An 18942-nucleotide genomic window follows, 5' to 3' on the forward strand; every position below is an offset into this window, starting at 1 on the left:
CCGGGCAGTTACAAGGGCGTCCTAGGTATGCGTGACCGAGCATGCGCGCGCCGGTAGCGTGAGACCGTGAGCACCTCCGAGACACCCCTTGTGAGCGTTCTGGACGAGGCGGGACGGTTCGCACCGTCCCCCGCCGCCGAGCGATATCTTCCGCTGATCGAGGCGATCGGCGACGCCGAACTCGAGCAGTTCTATCGGGACATGGTCGTCATCCGCGCGATCGACACCCAGGCGACGAACCTGCAGCGGCAGGGGCAGCTCGCCTTGTGGCCGCCGAGCCGTGGACAGGAGGCGGCGCAGGTCGGCTCCGGTCGCGCCGCCCGTCGGCAGGACACGATCTTCCCCTCCTACCGCGAGCACGCGGTCACGCGCATCCGCGGCGTCGACCCGGTCGACATCATCAAGCTGATGCGCGGCGTCTCCCACGGCGGGTGGGACCCGACCGACCCGAAGAACGGCAACACGCGTCTCTACACGCTCGTGCTCGGCTCGCAGGTGCTGCACGCCGCCGGCTACGGCATGGGCCTGGTCTTCGACGGCCGTACCGGCACCGGAGATGTCGACCGCGACGAGGCTGTCATCACGTACTACGGCGACGGCGCCTCGAGCCAGGGCGACGTGCACGAGGCGATGGTCTTCGCCGCGAGCTACCAGGCGCCCACGGTCTTCTTCCTCCAGAACAACCACTGGGCGATCTCGGTGCCCGTGTCCACGCAGTCGCGCGTGCCCCTGGTGCAGCGCAGCGCCGGCTACGGCATCCCGAGCGTCCGCGTCGACGGCAACGACGTGCTCGCCAGCTATGCGGTCTCCCGCACAGCTCTCGACGAGGCCCGCAGCGGCAAGGGTCCGCAGGCGATCGAGGCCGTCACCTACCGACTCGGTGCGCACACCACGAGCGACGATCCGACGAAGTACCGCGGCAGCGACGAGGAGCAGTACTGGGCCGGCCGCGATCCGATCGTCCGGATGCGCGCCTTCCTCGAGGGCCGTGGCGCATCCGCGCAGCTGTTCGCCGACGTCGAGGCCGAAGCAGCGGATGCCGCGGAGGACCTGCGCGCGCGCAGCGTCGAGCTCACTCCGCCCAGTGCCGACAAGATGTTCGACCACGTCTACAGCGAGCCGCATCCGCTGATCGACGAGCAGAAGGCATGGCGCGCGCGGTACGAGGCGTCGTTCGAAGGAGGCGCACTGTGACCCTGGAGACGATGCCGCTCAGCAAGGCGCTGAACGCAGGGATGCGCAAGGCCATGGAGAACGACCCGAAGGTCCTGCTCATGGGTGAGGACATCGGAAAGCTCGGCGGCGTCTTCCGCGTGACGGAGCATCTGCAGCGCGACTTCGGCGACCGTCGGGTGCTGGACACCCCGCTCGCCGAATCGGGGATCGTCGGCACCGCGATCGGGATGGCGATGGTCGGGTACCGCCCGGTCATCGAGATCCAGTTCGACGGGTTCGTGTTCCCGGCGTTCGACCAGATCACCACCCAGCTCGCGAAGCTCACCAACCGGCACGAGGGCGCGATCAGCATGCCGATCGTGATCCGGATCCCCTATGGCGGGCACATCGGCGCGGTCGAGCACCATCAGGAGAGTCCGGAGGCGTACTTCGCGCACACTCCGGGCCTGCGTGTGGTCTCGCCCTCGACGCCGAACGACGCCTACTGGATGATCCAGGAGGCGATCGCCTCGAACGACCCCGTGATCTTCATGGAGCCCAAGAGCCGCTACTGGCAGAAGGGCGAGGTCGAGCTCGACGCCTCCGCCGTCCCGCTGCACTCGTCGCGTGTCGTCCGCACGGGCAGCGATGTGACGCTCGTCGGCCACGGCGCGATGGTCACCACGCTGCTGCAGGCCGCGGCTCTCGCCGAGGCCGAGGGCACGAGCTGCGAGGTCGTCGACGTGCGCTCGCTGTCGCCGGTGGACTACGAGCCCATCCTCGACTCGGTGCGCAAGACCGGCCGCATGGTCTACGCGCAGGAGGCGCAGGGCTTCGGGAGCATCGGCGGCGAGATCGCGGCGACCGTCATGGAGCGCGCGTTCTACGCGCTCGAGGCTCCGGTGCTGCGCGTCTCCGGCTACGACACCCCGTTCCCGCCCGCGAAGCTCGAGGGCGCGTACCTCCCGGATGCCGATCGCATCCTCGAGGCCGTCGACCGCTCGCTGGCCTACTGACATCCCCGCTCGGCCGAAAGGACTCGTCATGAGCACGCAGAACTTCAACCTCCCCGACGTCGGGGAGGGCCTGACCGAGGCGGAGATCGTCGCCTGGAAGGTCGCCCCGGGTGACACGGTCGCGATCAACGACGTCATCTGCGAGATCGAGACGGCCAAGTCGCTCGTCGAGCTGCCGTCCCCGCACGCGGGCGTCGTCGGTGAGCTGCTCGCCGCCGAAGGAGCGACGGTCGAGGTCGGCTCGCCGATCATCACCTTCGTGACGGATGCGCGCGACGACGCGGGGCCCGGTGTCGTCGCCACGGCGGAGGCTCCCGCGGCGGAGGAGGGTGGTGGCTCGGTGCTGGTCGGCTACGGCACGGGCGGTGGTGCGACCTCGCGCCGCAAGCGTCCGGCGGAACGCCCGGTCCGCTCCTCGGTGGGCGTGATCGCGAAGCCGCCGATCCGCAAGCTCGCCCGCGATCTCGGGGTCGACCTCACCGCGGTCGCCGCGACCGGCGCCGACGGCGAGGTCACCCGCGACGACGTGGTCAAGCACGCATCCCAGGCGAGTGTCTTCCGCAACATCGAGACGCCGGAGTGGGGCGACGTCCGCGAAGAGACCGTGCCAGCGCCGCAGGCCGCTCCGGCCGGACTCGCGCGCGGCCTCACCGCGACGCGTCCCTCCGCCGCCGGCGACGACCGCACCGAGTCCATCCCGGTCAAGGGTGTGCGCAAGGCCACGTCCTCGGCCATGGTGCAGAGCGCGTACTCGGCTCCGCACGTGACGGTGTGGAAGGAGGTCGATGCGAGCCGAACGATGGAGCTCGTGAAGCGCCTCAAGGCCTCGCCCGACTACGCCGACATCAAGGTGTCGCCGCTGCTCATCGTGGCCAGGGCCGTGATCTGGGCTGCGCGTCGGACGCCGATGGTGAACGCGGCCTGGATCGAGACGGATGCCGGCGCCGAGATCGCCGTGCGCCACTACGTGAACCTCGGAATCGCCGCCGCCACCCCGCGCGGCCTGCTCGTGCCGAACATCAAGGACGCGCAGGACCTGAGCATGAAGGACCTGGCGCGGGCGCTGAACCGCCTGACGCTCACGGCTCGCGAGGGCAAGACGCCGCCGGCGGATCAGCAGGGCGGCACGATCACGATCACCAACATCGGCGTGTTCGGGATGGATGCCGGCACCCCGATCATCAATCCCGGTGAAGCGGGCATCGTGGCGATGGGCACCATCAGCCAGAAGCCGTGGGTCGTCGACGGCGAGGTGCGCCCGCGCTGGGTGACCACGGTCGCCGGATCGTTCGACCACCGCGTGATCGACGGCGACGGCATGAGCCGCTTCATCGCCGACGTGGCCTCCGTCCTCGAGGAGCCCGCGCTGCTGGTCGAGTGAGGTGAGGCGCGGCCGGGCGTTCGGATCGCGCCGCGGCACCGAGTTGATAATGGTTCTCATTAGCGTTTAGAGTGGGAGCATGAAGAAGCCCGTCGTCGCCCTCGCCCTCGCATCCGTCACCGCTCTCGCGCTGGCCGGATGCTCCACCACCCCCGCTGCGGGAGAGGGCGATGACGGCACCATCACCGTCGTCGCGAGCACCAACGTCTACGGCGACATCGCCGCGCAGATCGGCGGCGACCGCGTCGAGGTCGAGTCGATCATCACCTCCGCCTCGCAGGATCCGCACTCCTACGAGGCGACCGCGCGCGACCGCCTCACGGTGCAGAAGGCCGATCTCGTGATCGAGAACGGCGGCGGCTACGACGCGTTCATCGACACGCTGCTGCAGGACGCGCAGGACCCGCACGTGGTCACCGCCGTCGAGTACTCGCACGACTTCCCCGGCAACGAGGGCCACGACGAGGCCGAGCACGATCATGCCGACGACGAGTCCGCCACCGAGGCGCCGGAGGAAGAGGCGCATGACCACGACCACGCCGACGGCGAAGAGGGCCACGAGGGTCACAACCACATCGAGGGCTTCAACGAGCACGTCTGGTTCGATCCGCACACGATGATCCACGTGGTCGAGGCGATCTCCGACGAGCTGTCCGAACTCGACCCCGACGGCGCGAAGGAGTTCGCCGCCAACGCCGACGACATCATCTCCGACCTGGAGGGCTTCGAGACCGACCTCGAGACCATCAAGACGGATGCCACGGGCGTGAACGTCTTCATCACCGAGCCGCTTCCGGGCTACCTCGCCGCGGCCGCCGGCCTGACCGACGTCACGCCGGAAGGATTCGCCGAGTCGGTCGAAGAGGGCACCGACGTCGCCCCGGCCGTGCTGCTCGAGGCGCTCAAGGTCATCGACGGCGGCGAAGTCACGGCGCTGCTGACCAACGCCCAGACAGGGGGAGCCGAGACCGAGCGCGTCGAGGCCGCCGCGAAGGATGCCGGCATCCCCGTCGTCGCCTTCACGGAGCTGCTCGAGGACGGATCGTCGTACTCTGAGTGGATGAGTGACGCGATCCAGAGCCTCGCCGCCGCCGTCCAGTCGTGAGCGGCACCGCACAGCGCGAGACACCCGTCCTCGAGATCTCGGACGCGTCACTGCACCGCGGCGATCGCGAACTCTGGTCGGGACTCGACCTCACGGTGCAGCCGGGCGAGTTCATCGCGGTGCTCGGCCCCTCCGGATCGGGAAAGACCACCCTGCTGCGCAGCATCCTGGGCCTGCAACCGCTGTCGTCGGGGTCGATCCGGGTCGCGGGCGAGCCCGTGCATCGGGGCAACCCCCGCATCGGCTACATCCCGCAGCAGCGCTCGCTCGCCCCCGACACGAGCATGCGGGCACGGGACCTGGTCGCCCTCGGAGTGCAGGGGAGTCGCTTCGGCTTCCCGATCCCGCACCGCGGCGACCGGGCGAAGGTCGACCGTCTGCTCGAATCCGTCGGAGCCTCGCACTTCGCCGAGCGCCGGGTCGGGCTGCTCTCGGGCGGTGAGCAGCAGCGCCTCCGGGTCGGGCAGGCCCTCGCCGACGAGCCCGCCCTGCTGCTGTGCGACGAGCCGCTGTCGAACCTCGACCTCGCCAACCAGCTCGCCGTGACCGACATCATCGACCGTCAGCGCCGCGAGCGCGAGGCGGCGGTGCTGTTCGTCACCCACGACATCAATCCCATCCTCGGTCGGGTCGATCGCATCCTCTACATCGCCGGCGGCCGCTTCCTGCTCGGAACCCCCGACGAGGTGCTGCAGACGCGGGTGCTCACCGACCTCTACGGCACCCCGGTGTTCGTGCTCCGGGCGGGCGACCGTCTGGTCGTCGTGGGCGTGCCCGATGCCGAGCCCCACCACGACCACGGGGATCACGAGCACGGAGGTGCCGCATGAGCGCCGTGTCGGGCATGGTGCCGATCGTCGACTGGAGCGACGTCTTCTCGTTCCAGGACTACGGCGATCTGGTCGCCCTCCTCGCGAACTCGATCATCGCCGGCGCCGTCCTCGGCATCGTCGGCGGACTGATCGGCGTCTTCGTGATGCAGCGGGATCTCGCCTTCGCGGTGCACGGGGTGAGCGAGCTGTCGTTCGCGGGTGCCGCCGCCGCCCTGCTGTTCGGGGGCAGTGTCGTGGTCGGCTCCCTCGGCGGAGCCCTCGTCGCCGCGATCCTGATCGGCATCCTCGGAGCCAAGGCACGCGATCGGAACTCGATCGTCGGAGTCCTGATGCCGTTCGGCCTCGGCCTCGGCATCCTGTTCCTGTCGCTCTACGACGGCCGCAGCGCCAACCGGTTCAGTCTGCTGACCGGCCAGATCGTCTCGGTGTCGAGCCCGGACCTCGGCTGGCTCATCGGCATCAGCATCGTCGTGCTGCTCGGGCTGCTGGTGATGTGGAACCCTCTGCGGTTCGACTCGCTCGACCCGGAATCGGCCGCCGCGCGCGGAGTGCCGACCCGGGCCGTGAGCCTGCTCTTCATGGTGCTGCTCGGGCTCATCGTCGCGGTGAGCGTGCACATCATCGGCGCGCTGCTCGTGATGGCGCTGCTGGTCACGCCCGCGGCCGCCGCGATGCGGGTCACCGCCGGTCCGATCGCCGTGCCGCTGCTGGCCGCGCTGTTCGGGTTCGTCTCGGCGGTCGGCGGAATCCTGCTCGCGCTCGCCGGCACCCTGCCGGTGAGCCCGTACATCACCACGCTGTCGTTCACGATCTACGTCGTGTGCTGGATCGTGCAGCGGGCGCGTGCCCGGGTGCGCCGTGTCCCTGCCTGAGCCGCACTCCCAGCCCTCCCCAACCCCCGCGGCCTAGACTCGTCGTATGGCTCAGCGGAACACCTGGCAGCGCGAACGCGTGCGCGAAGCGCTCGCCGACGCACGCGGATTCGTGAGCGCACAGACCCTGCACGCCTCGCTGCGAGACGACAACACGGGCATCGGGCTCGCCACGGTCTACCGGGCGCTCGCCGGTCTCGCCGCATCCGGCGACGCCGACTCCCTGCAGAGCCCCGAGGGCGAGGCGCTGTACCGCGCCTGCACGACCCAGGGCCATCATCACCACCTCATCTGCCGATCCTGCGGGCTGACCGTCGAGATCGAGGCCAAGGACGTCGAGCAGTGGGCGCACCGCACCGCGGCGCTGCACGGATTCACGGATGCCGCGCACGTCGTCGACATCTTCGGCCTGTGCACCCCGTGCGCGAACAAGCGCGACGCCGAAAGGGCTGCGACGGCGTGAGTCCCTCCGCAGCGACGGCGACGCGTCACGGCCACTCCCACCGACCGGCACCCTCGCCGCGCTCGGCCTGGGTCGGCGTCGGTCTCGGTGCTGCCATCATCGCCGCGCTGTTCCTGATCGACGCCTTCCTGCCGACGCTGTTCCCGGCATCGCTGCCGACCCGCGCGCAGGACGGCCTCACCCTCGCTCTGAGCGTGCTCATCGAGGCCCTCCCGTTCGTCATCCTCGGCGTGCTGCTGTCGATCGTCGTGCAGGTGTGGCTCCCCGCCGACGTCATCCACCGCTGGCTGCCGAAGCGGGCCTGGGCGCGCCGTGCCGTGCTGTCGCTGCTCGGCATGCTGATCCCGGTATGCGAGTGCGGCAACGTCCCGTTCGCCCGCGGCCTGATGATGCGCGGCCTCGCCCCGGCGGAGGCGATGACCTTCCTCATCGCTGCGCCGATCGTGAACCCGATCGTGATCCTCACCACCCATGCCGCGTTCGGCTGGGACGGCGGCATCCTGGTCGCCCGTCTGGTCGGCGGCTACCTGATCGCGAACCTGATCGGCTGGATCTACAGCCGCCACCCCGATCCCGACGGCATGCTCACGCAGCGCTTCATCGACACCTGCGACCGTGTCACGCACGAGCCCGGCACCCCGGTGCGTCGCAGCCTGACCCAGTTCCTCATCGAGCTGCGCGCCGTGATGCCCGCGCTGGTGATCGGATCGGCGCTCGCCGGAGCCGTGCAGGTGCTGATCCCGCGGGAGTGGCTGCTCGCGATCGGGTCGAACCCGGTGCTGTCGATCGTCGCGATGATGGTGCTCGCGATGACGGTCGCGATCTGCTCGAACGTCGACGCCTTCTTCGCGCTGTCGTTCGCCTCGACGTTCTCCTCGGGGGCGATCGTCGCCTTCCTCCTGGTCGGCCCTCTCGTCGACATCAAGATGCTCGCCCTCATGCGCACCACCTTCACCGGCCGCACTCTCGCCGGGATCGTGGGGATCGTGGTCACCGCCGCGTTCGCGATCGGGATCGGGGTGAACGTCTTTGCCTGAGCAGTCCGTCCCCCGTGCGCGCGCCCTCGCCACCCGTTGGCTGGGCGTGGGGCTCGCCGCCGTGATCGCGGTGGTCACCCTCGGCCTCGGCGTCACCGGCCGCCTCACGCTCTACATCAGCCCCGAGTCGGTGTGGTTCGCGTGCACGGCGGCCGTCGTCACCCTCGCCGGCGCGATCTGGTCCTGCGCTCTCCCGCTGGGAGAGGAAGGCGACCACGGTCACGACCACGGGCACGCCACGGATGCTGCGGACGACCCGGACCACTTCGCGGCACCGGCATCCTCCCGCCGCACTCTCGCCGGGGTCGGAGCGGTCGCCGGCGGCGTGATCGCGACGGGCGTCGTCGCGGCGGCGCTCGTGCTGCCGCCGGCATCGCTGTCGGTCGAGCTCGCGATGTCCCGCGCGGGGGAGCAGACCGCGCTGTTCGTCGGCGCCGACACGGTCGCGCTCGGCGTGGCCGACACCTCCACGTTCGGCGTCGGCGACTGGGCGAGCGTGTTCGCCGCATCCACGAACACCGCCGCCTACGACGGCGCCCCCGTGACGCTCACCGGCTTCGTCACTCCGGGCAAGGCCGGTGACGACGGTGTGAACCTGACGCGGCTGATCATCACCCACTGCGTGATCGATGCGCAGACGGCCGTGCTCCCGGTCACCGTCGACCCGGACGACTACGCGACCGGCCAGTGGGTCGAGATCACCGGGACCGTGCGGGCGGATGCCGACGGAAAGCTCCACATCGAGCCGACCGACGTGGTCGCGATCGACGAGCCGGGGGATCCGTATGAGTACTGACGACGAGCGCCCCGAAGTGCCCGCCGTCCCGCGCACCCGCGCGGAGATGCGTGCCGCCCGCGAGGCTGCCGAAGCCGCGGAGGCGGAGCGGATCGCCCGCGCGGTCGCGCCGCCCGAGCAGGCCGAGGCCGACTCGGACGACGCCGGCTCAGATGGCGCCGGCTCAGATGGCGCCGGCCCAGATGGCGCCGGCTCAGATGACGCCGGCGCAGACGACGCCGGCGCAGACGACGCCGCTGCCCGGGAGGCTGCCGTCCGCGAGGCCGGCGACCGAGCGGTCGCCGAGCAGGAAGCCGCCGCCCGGAAGATGGCCGCCTTCGAGGCCGCTGCCCGCGAGGATGCCGAGGCGACGGCGCTCCCTCCGGTCCCCGTCGCTTCCGGACCCATCTTCGTGGGGGCGGCTCCCCTCGGCGTCACCGACATCGTGGCCGAGGCCGAGACGCCTGACGCGCCGTACGCACCCCCGCCCTGGAGCGTCCGCTCAGGTGACGATCCCGCTCCCACGCCCGGGAGCTCCCGCCGGTTCGCGCTCACGCTCGTCGCGGTCCTCGGCGTCCTGGTGCTCGTCGGCGCGGGGCTGGGCATCGTCAGCCTGCTGCAGGGGCCCCGACTCAGCGACGTGCAGGTGGATGCCGCGCAGGCGATCGAGTCGTCCGGGAGCCGGGTCATCCTCACCGCGAATCAGGCGCTGGCGGACGTCGATCCCGCCCAGGTGAGCGTCGAACCGGCCGTACCGTTCACCGTCGACGCCTCCGGCCGCGGCGTCGGCATCCGCTTCACGGTCCCGCTCGACGACTCCACCACGTACACGGTGCGCGTCGCCGATGTCGTCGGTGCCGGCGGGGGGCCGTCGACCACGCTGACGACGAGCTTCGAGACGCCGCCGTCGAACATCTTCCTGCTGCGTCGAGAGGTCGACGGCAAGGACAAGATCTTCCTCACCGACCTCAGCGGCGAGAAGGCCGTGCCCGTCTTCGAGCATGACAAGATCAACGACTTCCGGGCGACGTCGACCCAGCTCGTCGTCTCGGTGGAGGAGGACGACGGCTCCCGTCTGCTCGTGATGGACCGTGACGGCGCCAACCAGCGCGAGCTGAGCCTGCCCGGCGACGGCTACGTGGGTGCGATCCAGGTCTCCGAGCGAGGCGGACTCGTCGGCTACAGCTACTCCGATCGCGAGCTGAGCGACACCGAGGGGCGCGCGAGCGTGCTCGTCACCCAGTCGCTGAGCGGCGGCGACGAACCGCAGATCATCGAGGTCGCGGACGAGGAGGCCAGCGTCTTCGTCTGGCAGTTCGTGCCCGACAGCGCGGCCGTGCTGTTCATCGACTTCGACGGCGCCCTCTCCCTCGTCGACCGCTCGAGTGACGCGGGTGTGCAGTCGCTCGGCCTCGCGGCCATGATCCAGGGCATCTCCCGCGGCACCTACACGGCGATCGTCGAACGGCTCGACGGCTCGGCGGTGGAGCTGAACCTCGCCGACGGAACGGAGCAGCCGCTCGCGGCATCCGATCCCGACTACGGCACCGCGACCTCGATCACGCCCTTCCCCGGCGGCACGCTGCGACACGTCGTCGCCCGTGACGACTCGGGGCTCCCGGTCGGTCAGGCCGTGATCCGCGTCGACGACGACGGTACGGCGACCCCGCTGGTCGAGGTCGGATCCACCGATTCGATCCTGCAGGCGTGCGCCTCGCCGAGCGGACAGTATGCCGCGGTCGTGATCGCTCCCGACCTGGCGAACAACCCGTACGACGGGATGCTGCTCCCCCTTCCCGAGAACGTCGAGACGCATCTGATCGACATGGAATCCGGCAAGGAGACCGTCGCCCTCACCGGCTTCGACGCCTCCTGGTGCCAGACGGCTCCGCGGTTCTGAGATGCCGCTGCAGGATGCTCTGCGCCGTGCGGTCCGCGCAGATCTGATGTCGTCCGCGGTCGACGTCGCACCGCGCCTCCTCGGCGGCGAGCTGCGCACGTTCGTGACGACGGCATCCGACGCCGCCCCGGTCGAGGTGCGGCTGCGCATCACCGAGGTCGAGGCCTATCACGGGCAGGGCACGGGCGAGACCGCCGATCCCGGGTCGCACGCGCGGATGGGGCGCACGGACCGCAACGCCACGATGTGGGGCGAGCCGGGGCACCTGTACGTCTACCTGAGCCACGGCATCCACTCGTGCGTCAACGTCGTGTGCGGACCGGAGGGGCAGGGCGACGGCGTGCTGCTGCGTGCGGGTGAGATCGTGGTCGGAGCGGATGCTGCCGCTCGGCGGCGTGGTGCGGCACTGCCGCTCGGGCGCATCGCGCTCCGTGACCTCGCGCGTGGACCGGGGCGGCTCGGGCAGGCCGTGGGGTTGCGGCATCCGGTGCACGACGGCATCGACGCGGTGACCGGGGAGATCCGGCACGGTGCACGGGCCGAGCTGTGGCTGGGAGAGCCGCGAGACGACGTGGTGAGCGGGCCGCGAGTGGGTGTCGCCGGCGTCGCCGGGACCGACGCGTTCCCGTGGCGCTTCTGGATCGAGGCGGATCCGACGGTGTCGCCGTTCCGCTGGGGGCGAGGTGCGGCGGACGCCGCTCTGCTCGTGGACCCGACGCGTGACTCGGGGCGCTGAACTCCCGTGCTAAACTGACTCTTTGTCTGCGCACACTCCTGTGCGCAGTTCGCGTGCTTCCCCTTCTGCGGCCGAGAGATCGGCGGGTCGTGGTTGCGTGCAGACAAGGGATCTTGGGTGAGGCCGTCCGGCCTCACGGTATAGAAGGAGTCACATCATGGCAGCAGTGTGCCAGGTGACCGGAGCTGTTCCCGGCTTCGGACACAATGTCTCGCACTCGCACCGCCGGACGAAGCGCCGCTTCGACCCGAACGTGCAGAAGAAGACCTATTTCGTCCCGTCGCTCGGTCGTAAGATCACGCTCAACGTGTCCGCCAAGGGCATCAAGGTGATCGACGTCCGCGGCATCGAGAACGTGGTCAAGGACCTCCAGGCGAAGGGTGTGAAGCTCTAATGGCCAAGAAGGCTCAGGACGTACGTCCGATCATCAAGCTGCGTTCGACGGCAGGTACGGGTTACACGTACGTGACGAAGAAGAACCGCCGCAACACCCCCGACCGCCTCGTGCTCAAGAAGTACGACCCGGTCATCCGTCAGCACGTCGAATTCCGAGAGGAGCGTTGATCAATGGCTAAGAAGAGCAAGATCGCTCGCAACGAGCAGCGCAAGGTCATCGTCGAGCGTTACGCCGAGCGTCGCGCCGAGCTGAAGAAGACCCTGGTCGACCCGAACGCCACCGACGAGGCCCGCGAGGCCGCACGCGTCGGCCTGCAGAAGCTGCCGCGCAACGCGTCGCCGGCTCGCGTGCGTTCGCGCGACGTCATCGACGGCCGCCCCCGCGGTGTCCTCACGAAGTTCGGCATCTCGCGTGTCCGCTTCCGTGACATGGCACACCGTGGCGAGCTGCCCGGCGTGACCAAGTCGAGCTGGTAAGTCTCCGCAGACAGAAGGGGCGAGGATCTTCGGATCCTCGCCCCTTCTGCGTCCCCGGCTTCACGCGACGGATGCCGTGGCGTGCGCGACGGCCCAGGCGAGAGCATCGTCGGCGATCTCCTCCCAGCCGTCCTGGCTGACGAGCCGGTGCGTGCGCCCGGGGTACTCCTTGTACTCGACGACGGCGGGGCTGCCGGTGGAGAGGTACTTCTTCACGATCGCACGCCCGATCGCCGGCGGCACGACGTGGTCGATCTCGCCGGTGATCACGGAGAGCGGTGCCCGGTCGGTCCGGGCGTAGTCGACGTGCGTGACGCCGCCCTTCTCGTTGAACGCGGATGCCACGCCCTCGAAGAAGACCCGGTTGTAGGAGTTCACGGCCGACTCCTCCCAGAGGCGGTCGGAATCGGCGCGGCTCAGGTCGTTGCCGAACGTGAAGTGGAAGTGCCGCTTCGACAGGGGCTTGGCGCCGTTGCGGCCGAAGGGGTTCGCGAGGATCGGCGTGCCGGTCCACAGCGTCGACAACGGCAGGGTGGTGATGCCCGCGGTCTGCCCGGGGGCCACGCCCACGTACGCTGCTCCGACACCGCGGTCGGCGAGCATCTGGGTGATGACTCCGCCGAACGAGTGGCCCATGACGATCGGCTTCACGGGGAGGGCGCGGATGATGCGCTCGTAGTGGTCGACGATCTGCTTCAGGCCGATGCCCTTCAGGGCGGACGGGTCGCGGCGGATGTCTTCCACCGAGCGGTCATCGATGCCGGGCCAGCCCGGGACGATGACCTCGTGACCCTTCGCGCGGAAGCGCTCGGCCCAGGTGTTCCAACTGGCGGGCGTCATCCAGAGGCCGTGGATGAGGACGATGGGGGTCTTGTCGGTGGTGTTCATGATCTTCTTCTCTCTGTTTCGGATCCCGCTGATCGGGAGTGCGTTACGCTGATAGTAGACCGAACGTTCTATCTACTGCAACATATTCCCGAAAGTCGTGAAGTCGGCGTTCGGATGCCGCGATTCGGATGCCACGATGAGGAAGGACAATCATGAACACCACGACGAAGCGCCCCAGCCCCGCCCGCTCCCGATTGATCGACGCCGCCACCCGGCTCTTCTATGAGGAGGGCATCCACGCGGTGGGCGTCGACCGGGTGATCGAGGAGGCCGGGGTCACCCGCGCCACGCTCTACAAGCAGTTCGGCGGCAAGGAGAACCTGGTCCTCGCGTACCTCGCAGGTGAGGACCAGAGCCTCCGCGCGATGTTCACCGCCGCCGGGGAGACCGTGACCGATCCGGATGCTCTGCTCGACGCGGTGGTCCAGGGCATCGCGGCCGACATCCGTGGTCGCCACACACGAGGGTGCCCGTTCATCAACGCGGCCGCCGAGTTCCCGGATGCCGGTGGCGCCGTGCGGCAGCTCATCGACGAGCACCGGGAGTGGTTCCGCTCCACACTCCGGCAGGTCGCCGAGGCCTCGGGGCTCGAACGTCCGGACGAGGTCGCCGCCTCCCTGGTCCTCCTGCGGGATGCGGCCCTCGTGGGCGGATATCTGGATGGGGAGGACCGCGTCGCCCCCGCGTTCGAGCGCACGGCGGGCGCCGTGATCGAGGCGCACCGAGCCCGCTGAGCGCCCCCGATTCTGTGACTGGAGTGACGAAAGTGACGCGACACGCCATGTAATTGCCCAAAACCCGCGAAATGACGCGGAAATGCGGGTGGTGGTTGATACATTCAAGGCGGTCACTAGACCAGGAGCATCCGCTCCGATACCCACAACGATGCGACGGGAACTCGTCGCTGGAGGATGACATGGCTGACAAGTCCATCACCAAGACCGAGCTCGTCGCGAGCATCGCAAGCGCCACGGGCCAGAGCCAGGCCACCGTCTCCGGTGTCCTCGACTCGCTGTTCGCCACGGTCTCCGACGCTGTTGCCAAGGGCAGCAAGGTCTCCATCCCGGGCTGGATCTCCTTCGAGCAGGTCGACACCGCTGCTCGCACGGGCCGCAACCCGCAGACCGGCGCCGAGATCAAGATCCCGGCCGGCAAGCGCGTCAAGGTGACCGCTGGCTCCAAGCTCAAGGCTGCCGTCAAGTAATCAGGCCGCACCTCTTCGAAGGCCGCTCCCGTTTCGACGGGGGCGGCCTTCGTGCTTTCTCCCCGCCGGGCGCGCCTAGGCTGGAGGGGTGAGTTCCCGCACCGAGATGACCAGCCGAACGTCGGCGTATCGAATCGCCGGGATCGTCATCCTCCTCATCGCAGCCCTCGTGGCGCTGGTGCTGGCGCTCCTCGTCGGCGGCGGCGCTAGACCGCCGCTCCTGCAGGATCCGGGACCGTTCGTGCTCTGGGGCACTCCGATCGCGAAGCTCGTGATGAACATGTCGGGCGCGGTCATGCTCGGCTCCCTGGTTCTGGCGCTGTTCGGCCTGCGCGCGGGCGAGCGGTCGTTCGACGCGGCACTGAACATCGCCTCGGTCGGCGCCGCCGTCTTCACGGTCTCCGCAGGTCTGGCGGGCTTCCTCGCGTTCATGGCCGCTTTCAACCCGAAGCTCAGCATCGAGCGTGAGTTCGGCGCGCAGCTCGGACGGTACCTGATCGAGCGTCCTATCGGCCAGTCCTGGCTCATCACGACCATCTTCGGAGCGGTCATCACGGTGCTGGCGTTCGCGTGGCGCTCGTGGACTCCGACGCTCATCACGGCGATGCTCGCCGCGGCATCCTTCCTCCCGCTGGCGACCCAGGGCCACGCCGGTGATCTCGCCGGGCACAACATGGCCGTCAACTCGATCCTGCTGCACACGATCGGCGCGGCCGTGTGGCTCGGTGGCCTCCTGCTCCTCGTGCTGCTGCGCGGACGAGCCGACGTCGACACCGCCCTCCTCGTCGGACGCTACTCCTCGCTCGCGATCGCCGCCTTCGCCGTGGTCGCCTTCTCCGGCATCACCCGGTCGATCGTGGCCGTCGGCAGCTGGGATGCGCTCTGGACGACGCCGTACGGCTGGATCGTGCTCGCGAAGGCCGTGCTGCTCGGCGGGATGGGGCTGCTGGGCGCCTGGTACCGCGCCCGCCTCATCCCGAAGCTCGCGGGAGCCCGTGCGGCCGGCTGGTTCTGGCTGCTCGTGCTGTGCGAGGTGGCGCTGATGGGCCTCGCCTCCGGTGCGGCCGCCGCGCTCGCCCGCACGCCCCCGCCGACCGGTGAGACCGCGGCCTTCCTGCAGACCCCGGCGCAGATCCTGACCGGGGGGACGCTGCCTCCCGAGCTCACGTTCGAACGCTGGTTCACGGCGTGGGACTTCGACGTGCTCTGGGTCGTGGTGGCCGGATTCGGACTGTTCCTCTATCTCGCCGGTGTGCGGCGTCTGCGGCTGCGGGGGGATCGCTGGCCCATCCATCGAACGGTGTTCTGGGTGCTCGGGATGCTGCTGCTCGTCTGGGTGACCGGTGGGCCGATCAACGCGTACCAGGAGTACCTGTTCAGCATCCACATGATGGGCCACATGATGCTGTCGATGGCCATCCCGCTGCTCCTGGTCTCGGGAGCGCCGATCACGCTCGCCCTGCGCGCGATCCACAAGCGCGACGACGGTACCCGCGGCGGTCGCGAGTGGATCATGTGGGCCGTGCACTCGCCGTTCGCCCGCGTGGTGACGCATCCGTTCGTCGCGGCCGCGATCTTCATCCTGTCGCTGTGGGCCTTCTACTTCACCGATCTGGTGCGCTGGTCGATGTTCGAGCACCTCGGGCACGAGTGGATGGTCATCCACTTCCTCCTCTCGGGCTACCTGTTCGTGATGAGCCTGATCGGCGCCGACCCGGTGCCGTACCGGCTGCCGTATCCCGGACGCCTGATCACCCTGATCGCTGTCATGGCGATGCACGCCTTCTTCGGCATCGCGATCATGATGCAGGAGGGCCTGATGGTCGCCGACTGGTTCGGGGCGATGGGGCGCGATTGGGGCGTGAGCCCGATGGAGGACCAGTACGTCGGCGGTGGCATCGCCTGGTCGATCGGCGAGATCCCGACCCTGATCCTCGCGATCACGGTCGCGATCCAGTGGAGCCGCAGCGACACGAAGCTGCAGCGGCGGCGTGACAGGCACGCAGATCGCACCGGAGACGCCGAGCTGGAGGAGTACAACGCCAAGCTCGCCGCCCTCGCCGAACGCGACCAACGGCGCGAGGAGCGTGACGGCCGCTGAGAGCGGTCACCCGACCCGTCAGTCGGCGGGGGCTTCGCCCGGAGAGCCGATCCTGATCGAGGCCTTCCCATCGGGCAGGATTGCGATCGTCCCGTTGAGCTGGAACGGCACGTCCTCCGACATCGGCTCGATGGAGCCGTCGAACAGCGATCGGATCTCGACCTCGACGTGAGCCACGGCATCCGTCGTCGGGATCTGCCACTGGCCTCCGTCGGGAGCGACCGTCACCTCGGGCTGCGCGGCGATCGACCACTTCGGAGGCGAGGCGATGCGGTTCGTGACCCGCAGCCCGAACGGACAGGCGGTCGGCTGCAGCACCTCCTGCGTCGTGCACTGGAGGAGGAACTCCTCCACCCGCTCCTGCACGACGTCGATGAACTCCTCCGTCGGCGTGGTCTGCACGTCGAGCGGGGTGACGGCGAGGGGCGTGTCGGCGAGCACTCCGTGACCGGATGCCGTCGCGATCGGCGTCTCCACGGTCACCGAGTACAGCCCCGGTGTGAAGACCAGCAGCGGCAGGGGATCGAGCGCGCCGGCATCGGGGCCGTCGGCCGACACCTGGCGCCGGTCGACCTCGAATCCGTTGAACGCGAAGCGGTCCGCGCCGAGCAGGGTGAGCTCCACCACGGCCAGCGGGCTGGTGGTGAAGCGCCAGTTCGGGGTGACGCCCGCCCAGCCGTCCTGTTCGATCAGGAAGGTGCTGGTGCCGGGGTGGCCGCTCGCCTCGTAGCTGACGGTGACGGCCGTCTTCCCGTCCACCGGCTTCTCGGACTCGACCTTCACGTCGGTCAGCGGAGCGAGGGCCGAGCGACGCAGCATCGCCTCGGATGCCGTGGGCGTGATGCCGGCCTTCTCGAGGGTCTCGCGGTCGATCGCGACGCCCGGGACGCGCAGCGCATCGGCGGCGCGACCGGAGGACAGCAGGTCGAGGTAGCGCACCACGAAAGCCGACGGCCCGTAGAACTGCTGGTAGAGCGTGGCGCCGCCGGCGCCGAGTGCCGCGACGAGCACCAGGCCGACGACGACGAGCATCGCCAGATCGACCCCCAGGCGCGAACGCCGGGGCGCGCTCGTACGGGCCCGCTCCATGGCGTCAGTCTAGGAGGGCGTCCTGGGGGGACGCCGAGCGTCGGCGGCCGCGGGCCGATACCGGGACGTAGCATGGGTGGCGCCCCGTTTTCCGCCCGCTTCCCCTGTGAGTGCCGTGTCCCTTCCCGCCCTGTCCGAGGAGCAGCAAGAGCTGTTCCGGCTCATCGAGGACACCGGCGAGCACGTGTTCATCACCGGCCGGGCCGGCACCGGGAAGTCGACTCTGCTGCAGCACTTCGCCTGGCACACGAAGAAGCAGATCGCGATCTGCGCGCCGACCGGGGTCGCGGCGCTCAACGTCGAGGGACAGACGATCCACTCGCTGTTCCGCCTCCCGATCGGACTGATCGGCGACGCCGACATCGACCAGAACGATGCGACCCGCCGCATCCTGAACGCCATCGAGACGCTCGTGATCGACGAGATCTCCATGGTGAACGCCGACCTGATGGATGCGATCGACCGCTCGCTGCGGCAGGCCAGAGGGCGCAGGGGCGAGCCGTTCGGCGGCGTGCAGGTGATCATGTTCGGCGACCCGTACCAGCTCGCCCCCGTCCCGCCGCGCGGCGACGAGGCCCGCTACGTGCAGGACCACTACCGCTCGTTCTGGTTCTTCGACGCGAAGGTCTGGGCCGGAGGGTCGGGGATCTCGGACCAGGAGGGACTGTTCCAGGTCGACACGCGTGCGGAGCTGCACGTGCGCGAGCTGGTGCAGATCCACCGACAGTCCGACGACGGGTTCAAGTCGATGCTGAATGCCGTGCGCTACGGCCGGGTGACGGCCGAGATCGCCGGGGTGCTGAACACGCAGGGTGCGCGCACGCCCCCCGACCCGGAGCCGGGCGAGGTGCCCATGATCACCCTCGCGACCCGCAACGACATCGTGAACAGCATCAACAGCCGACACCTCGCGGCGCTGCCCGGCAAGGAGCAGACCGCACGGGCCGAGGTCAGCGGCGACTTCGGACGCGGGGAGGCCTCGCTGCCGGCCGAGTCCGAGCTGAAGCTGAAGGTCGGCGCACAGGTGATGTTCCTGCGCAACGACACCGCGATGTCCGGTGAGCCGCCCCGATGGGTCAACGGCACCATCGGCACCGTGACGCGCATCCTCGGAAGCGCGGTGCGCGTCGACATCGACGGCGAGGAGGTCGACGTCGAACCCGCTGTGTGGGAACGGTTCCGGTACGCGTACGACCAGAACACCAAGAAGCTCTCCCGCGACGTGGTCGCCGAGTTCACGCAGTTCCCGCTGCGGCTGGCCTGGGCGGTCACGATCCACAAGTCGCAGGGCAAGACCTACGAGCGCGCGATCATCGACCTCGGCTCCGGGGCTTTCGCCCCCGGACAGACGTATGTGGCGCTGAGCCGGCTGACCTCGCTCGAGGGGCTCTATCTCTCGCGGGCGCTGCGACCCCGCGACATCCGGGTGGACGAGGACGTGCGGCGGTTCATGCGCGACGCGTGGCTCGCGGCATCGACGCCCGAGCTGCCGAAGAGCTGAACCCGGGCTCAGA

At 69.5% G+C, this 18942-nt stretch carries 20 protein-coding genes; 18 read left to right on the forward strand and 2 right to left on the reverse strand.

The genetic code is table 11. The features are described 5' to 3' along the window. The first annotated feature begins 66 nt into the window (after positions 1–66). The 14 genes from CQ045_RS13885 (at position 67) to rpsN (ending at position 12146) form a co-directional block, all read left to right on the forward strand. The gene (locus tag CQ045_RS13885) at positions 67–1194 is read left to right on the forward strand and encodes a thiamine pyrophosphate-dependent dehydrogenase E1 component subunit alpha (RefSeq protein ID WP_374955027.1); all 1128 of its coding nucleotides are present in this window, start codon (positions 67–69) and stop codon (positions 1192–1194) included. After that, on the forward strand, positions 1149–2171 hold the full coding sequence (locus CQ045_RS13890; protein ID WP_258131072.1) for an alpha-ketoacid dehydrogenase subunit beta: 1023 nt from the start codon (positions 1149–1151) through the stop codon (positions 2169–2171). The genes CQ045_RS13885 and CQ045_RS13890 overlap by 46 nt, the downstream gene beginning before the upstream one ends. Positions 2172–2199: 28 nt before the next feature. Continuing rightward, complete coding sequence (locus CQ045_RS13895) at positions 2200–3552, forward strand: dihydrolipoamide acetyltransferase family protein (protein ID WP_105724700.1); 1353 nt, start codon at positions 2200–2202, stop codon at positions 3550–3552. Positions 3553–3631: 79 nt separating this feature from the next. Next, complete coding sequence (locus tag CQ045_RS13900; protein WP_105724702.1) at positions 3632–4657, forward strand: metal ABC transporter solute-binding protein, Zn/Mn family; 1026 nt, start codon at positions 3632–3634, stop codon at positions 4655–4657. Then, complete coding sequence (locus tag CQ045_RS13905) at positions 4654–5487, forward strand: metal ABC transporter ATP-binding protein (RefSeq protein WP_105724704.1); 834 nt, start codon at positions 4654–4656, stop codon at positions 5485–5487. The genes CQ045_RS13900 and CQ045_RS13905 overlap by 4 nt, the downstream gene beginning before the upstream one ends. 14 nt (positions 5488–5501) lie before the next feature. Then, entirely contained in the window at positions 5502–6362 is an 861-nt protein-coding gene (locus tag CQ045_RS13910) for a metal ABC transporter permease (protein ID WP_105725007.1), read from the forward strand. Between the two features lie 46 nt (positions 6363–6408). Further along, positions 6409–6825 carry a Fur family transcriptional regulator gene (locus CQ045_RS13915; RefSeq protein WP_105724706.1) on the forward strand — a complete coding sequence of 139 codons (417 nt, stop codon included), beginning with the start codon at positions 6409–6411 and terminating at the stop codon, positions 6823–6825. Beyond that, a complete protein-coding gene (locus CQ045_RS13920; RefSeq protein ID WP_105724708.1) occupies positions 6822–7862 on the forward strand; it encodes a permease in 1041 nt (346 codons plus the stop codon). Before CQ045_RS13915 ends, CQ045_RS13920 begins: the two co-directional genes overlap by 4 nt. After that, complete coding sequence (locus tag CQ045_RS13925; protein WP_105724710.1) at positions 7855–8658, forward strand: TIGR03943 family putative permease subunit; 804 nt, start codon at positions 7855–7857, stop codon at positions 8656–8658. The genes CQ045_RS13920 and CQ045_RS13925 overlap by 8 nt, the downstream gene beginning before the upstream one ends. Continuing rightward, on the forward strand, positions 8648–10537 hold the full coding sequence (locus CQ045_RS13930) for an Ig-like domain-containing protein (RefSeq protein ID WP_258131073.1): 1890 nt from the start codon (positions 8648–8650) through the stop codon (positions 10535–10537). Before CQ045_RS13925 ends, CQ045_RS13930 begins: the two co-directional genes overlap by 11 nt. 1 nt (position 10538) lies before the next feature. After that, positions 10539–11273, forward strand: coding sequence for a DNA-3-methyladenine glycosylase (locus CQ045_RS13935; protein WP_105724714.1), 735 nt, complete (start codon positions 10539–10541; stop codon positions 11271–11273). Positions 11274–11430: 157 nt separating this feature from the next. Continuing rightward, positions 11431–11667: a 50S ribosomal protein L28 gene (gene rpmB, locus CQ045_RS13940; protein ID WP_017203559.1), complete on the forward strand. Its 237-nt coding sequence runs from the start codon at positions 11431–11433 to the stop codon at positions 11665–11667. Next, a complete protein-coding gene (gene rpmG, locus CQ045_RS13945) occupies positions 11667–11837 on the forward strand; it encodes a 50S ribosomal protein L33 (protein ID WP_017203558.1) in 171 nt (56 codons plus the stop codon). Before rpmB ends, rpmG begins: the two co-directional genes overlap by 1 nt. A gap of 3 nt (positions 11838–11840) precedes the next feature. Next, positions 11841–12146, forward strand: coding sequence for a 30S ribosomal protein S14 (gene rpsN, locus CQ045_RS13950; protein ID WP_017829734.1), 306 nt, complete (start codon positions 11841–11843; stop codon positions 12144–12146). A 60-nt stretch (positions 12147–12206) separates the two neighbouring features. On the opposite strand, the gene CQ045_RS13955 is transcribed toward rpsN, so the two are convergent. After that, on the reverse strand, positions 12207–13034 hold the full coding sequence (locus tag CQ045_RS13955; RefSeq protein ID WP_105724716.1) for an alpha/beta hydrolase: 828 nt from the start codon (positions 13032–13034) through the stop codon (positions 12207–12209). A 152-nt stretch (positions 13035–13186) separates the two neighbouring features. Between CQ045_RS13955 and CQ045_RS13960 the strand changes: the two genes are divergently transcribed. The 3 genes from CQ045_RS13960 to CQ045_RS13970 all read left to right on the forward strand — a co-directional run bounded on the left by CQ045_RS13960 (position 13187) and on the right by CQ045_RS13970 (position 16339). Beyond that, positions 13187–13768: a TetR/AcrR family transcriptional regulator gene (locus tag CQ045_RS13960; protein WP_105724719.1), complete on the forward strand. Its 582-nt coding sequence runs from the start codon at positions 13187–13189 to the stop codon at positions 13766–13768. A gap of 182 nt (positions 13769–13950) precedes the next feature. Then, positions 13951–14238, forward strand: coding sequence for an HU family DNA-binding protein (locus tag CQ045_RS13965; protein WP_017203554.1), 288 nt, complete (start codon positions 13951–13953; stop codon positions 14236–14238). Between the two features lie 106 nt (positions 14239–14344). Beyond that, positions 14345–16339, forward strand: coding sequence for a cytochrome c oxidase assembly protein (locus CQ045_RS13970; RefSeq protein WP_105724721.1), 1995 nt, complete (start codon positions 14345–14347; stop codon positions 16337–16339). Positions 16340–16357: 18 nt separating this feature from the next. Here the strand turns inward: CQ045_RS13970 and CQ045_RS13975 are convergent, their stop codons facing one another. Beyond that, complete coding sequence (locus CQ045_RS13975; protein WP_105724724.1) at positions 16358–17428, reverse strand: hypothetical protein; 1071 nt, start codon at positions 17426–17428, stop codon at positions 16358–16360. A 115-nt stretch (positions 17429–17543) separates the two neighbouring features. Here CQ045_RS13975 and CQ045_RS13980 point away from each other — a divergent pair, with 115 nt between their 5' ends. Next, entirely contained in the window at positions 17544–18929 is a 1386-nt protein-coding gene (locus CQ045_RS13980; RefSeq protein WP_181156569.1) for an ATP-dependent RecD-like DNA helicase, read from the forward strand. Positions 18930–18942 lie beyond the last annotated feature (13 nt).

Source organism: Microbacterium sp. MYb66, assembly GCF_002979435.1.
Lineage (GTDB): Bacteria > Actinomycetota > Actinomycetes > Actinomycetales > Microbacteriaceae > Microbacterium.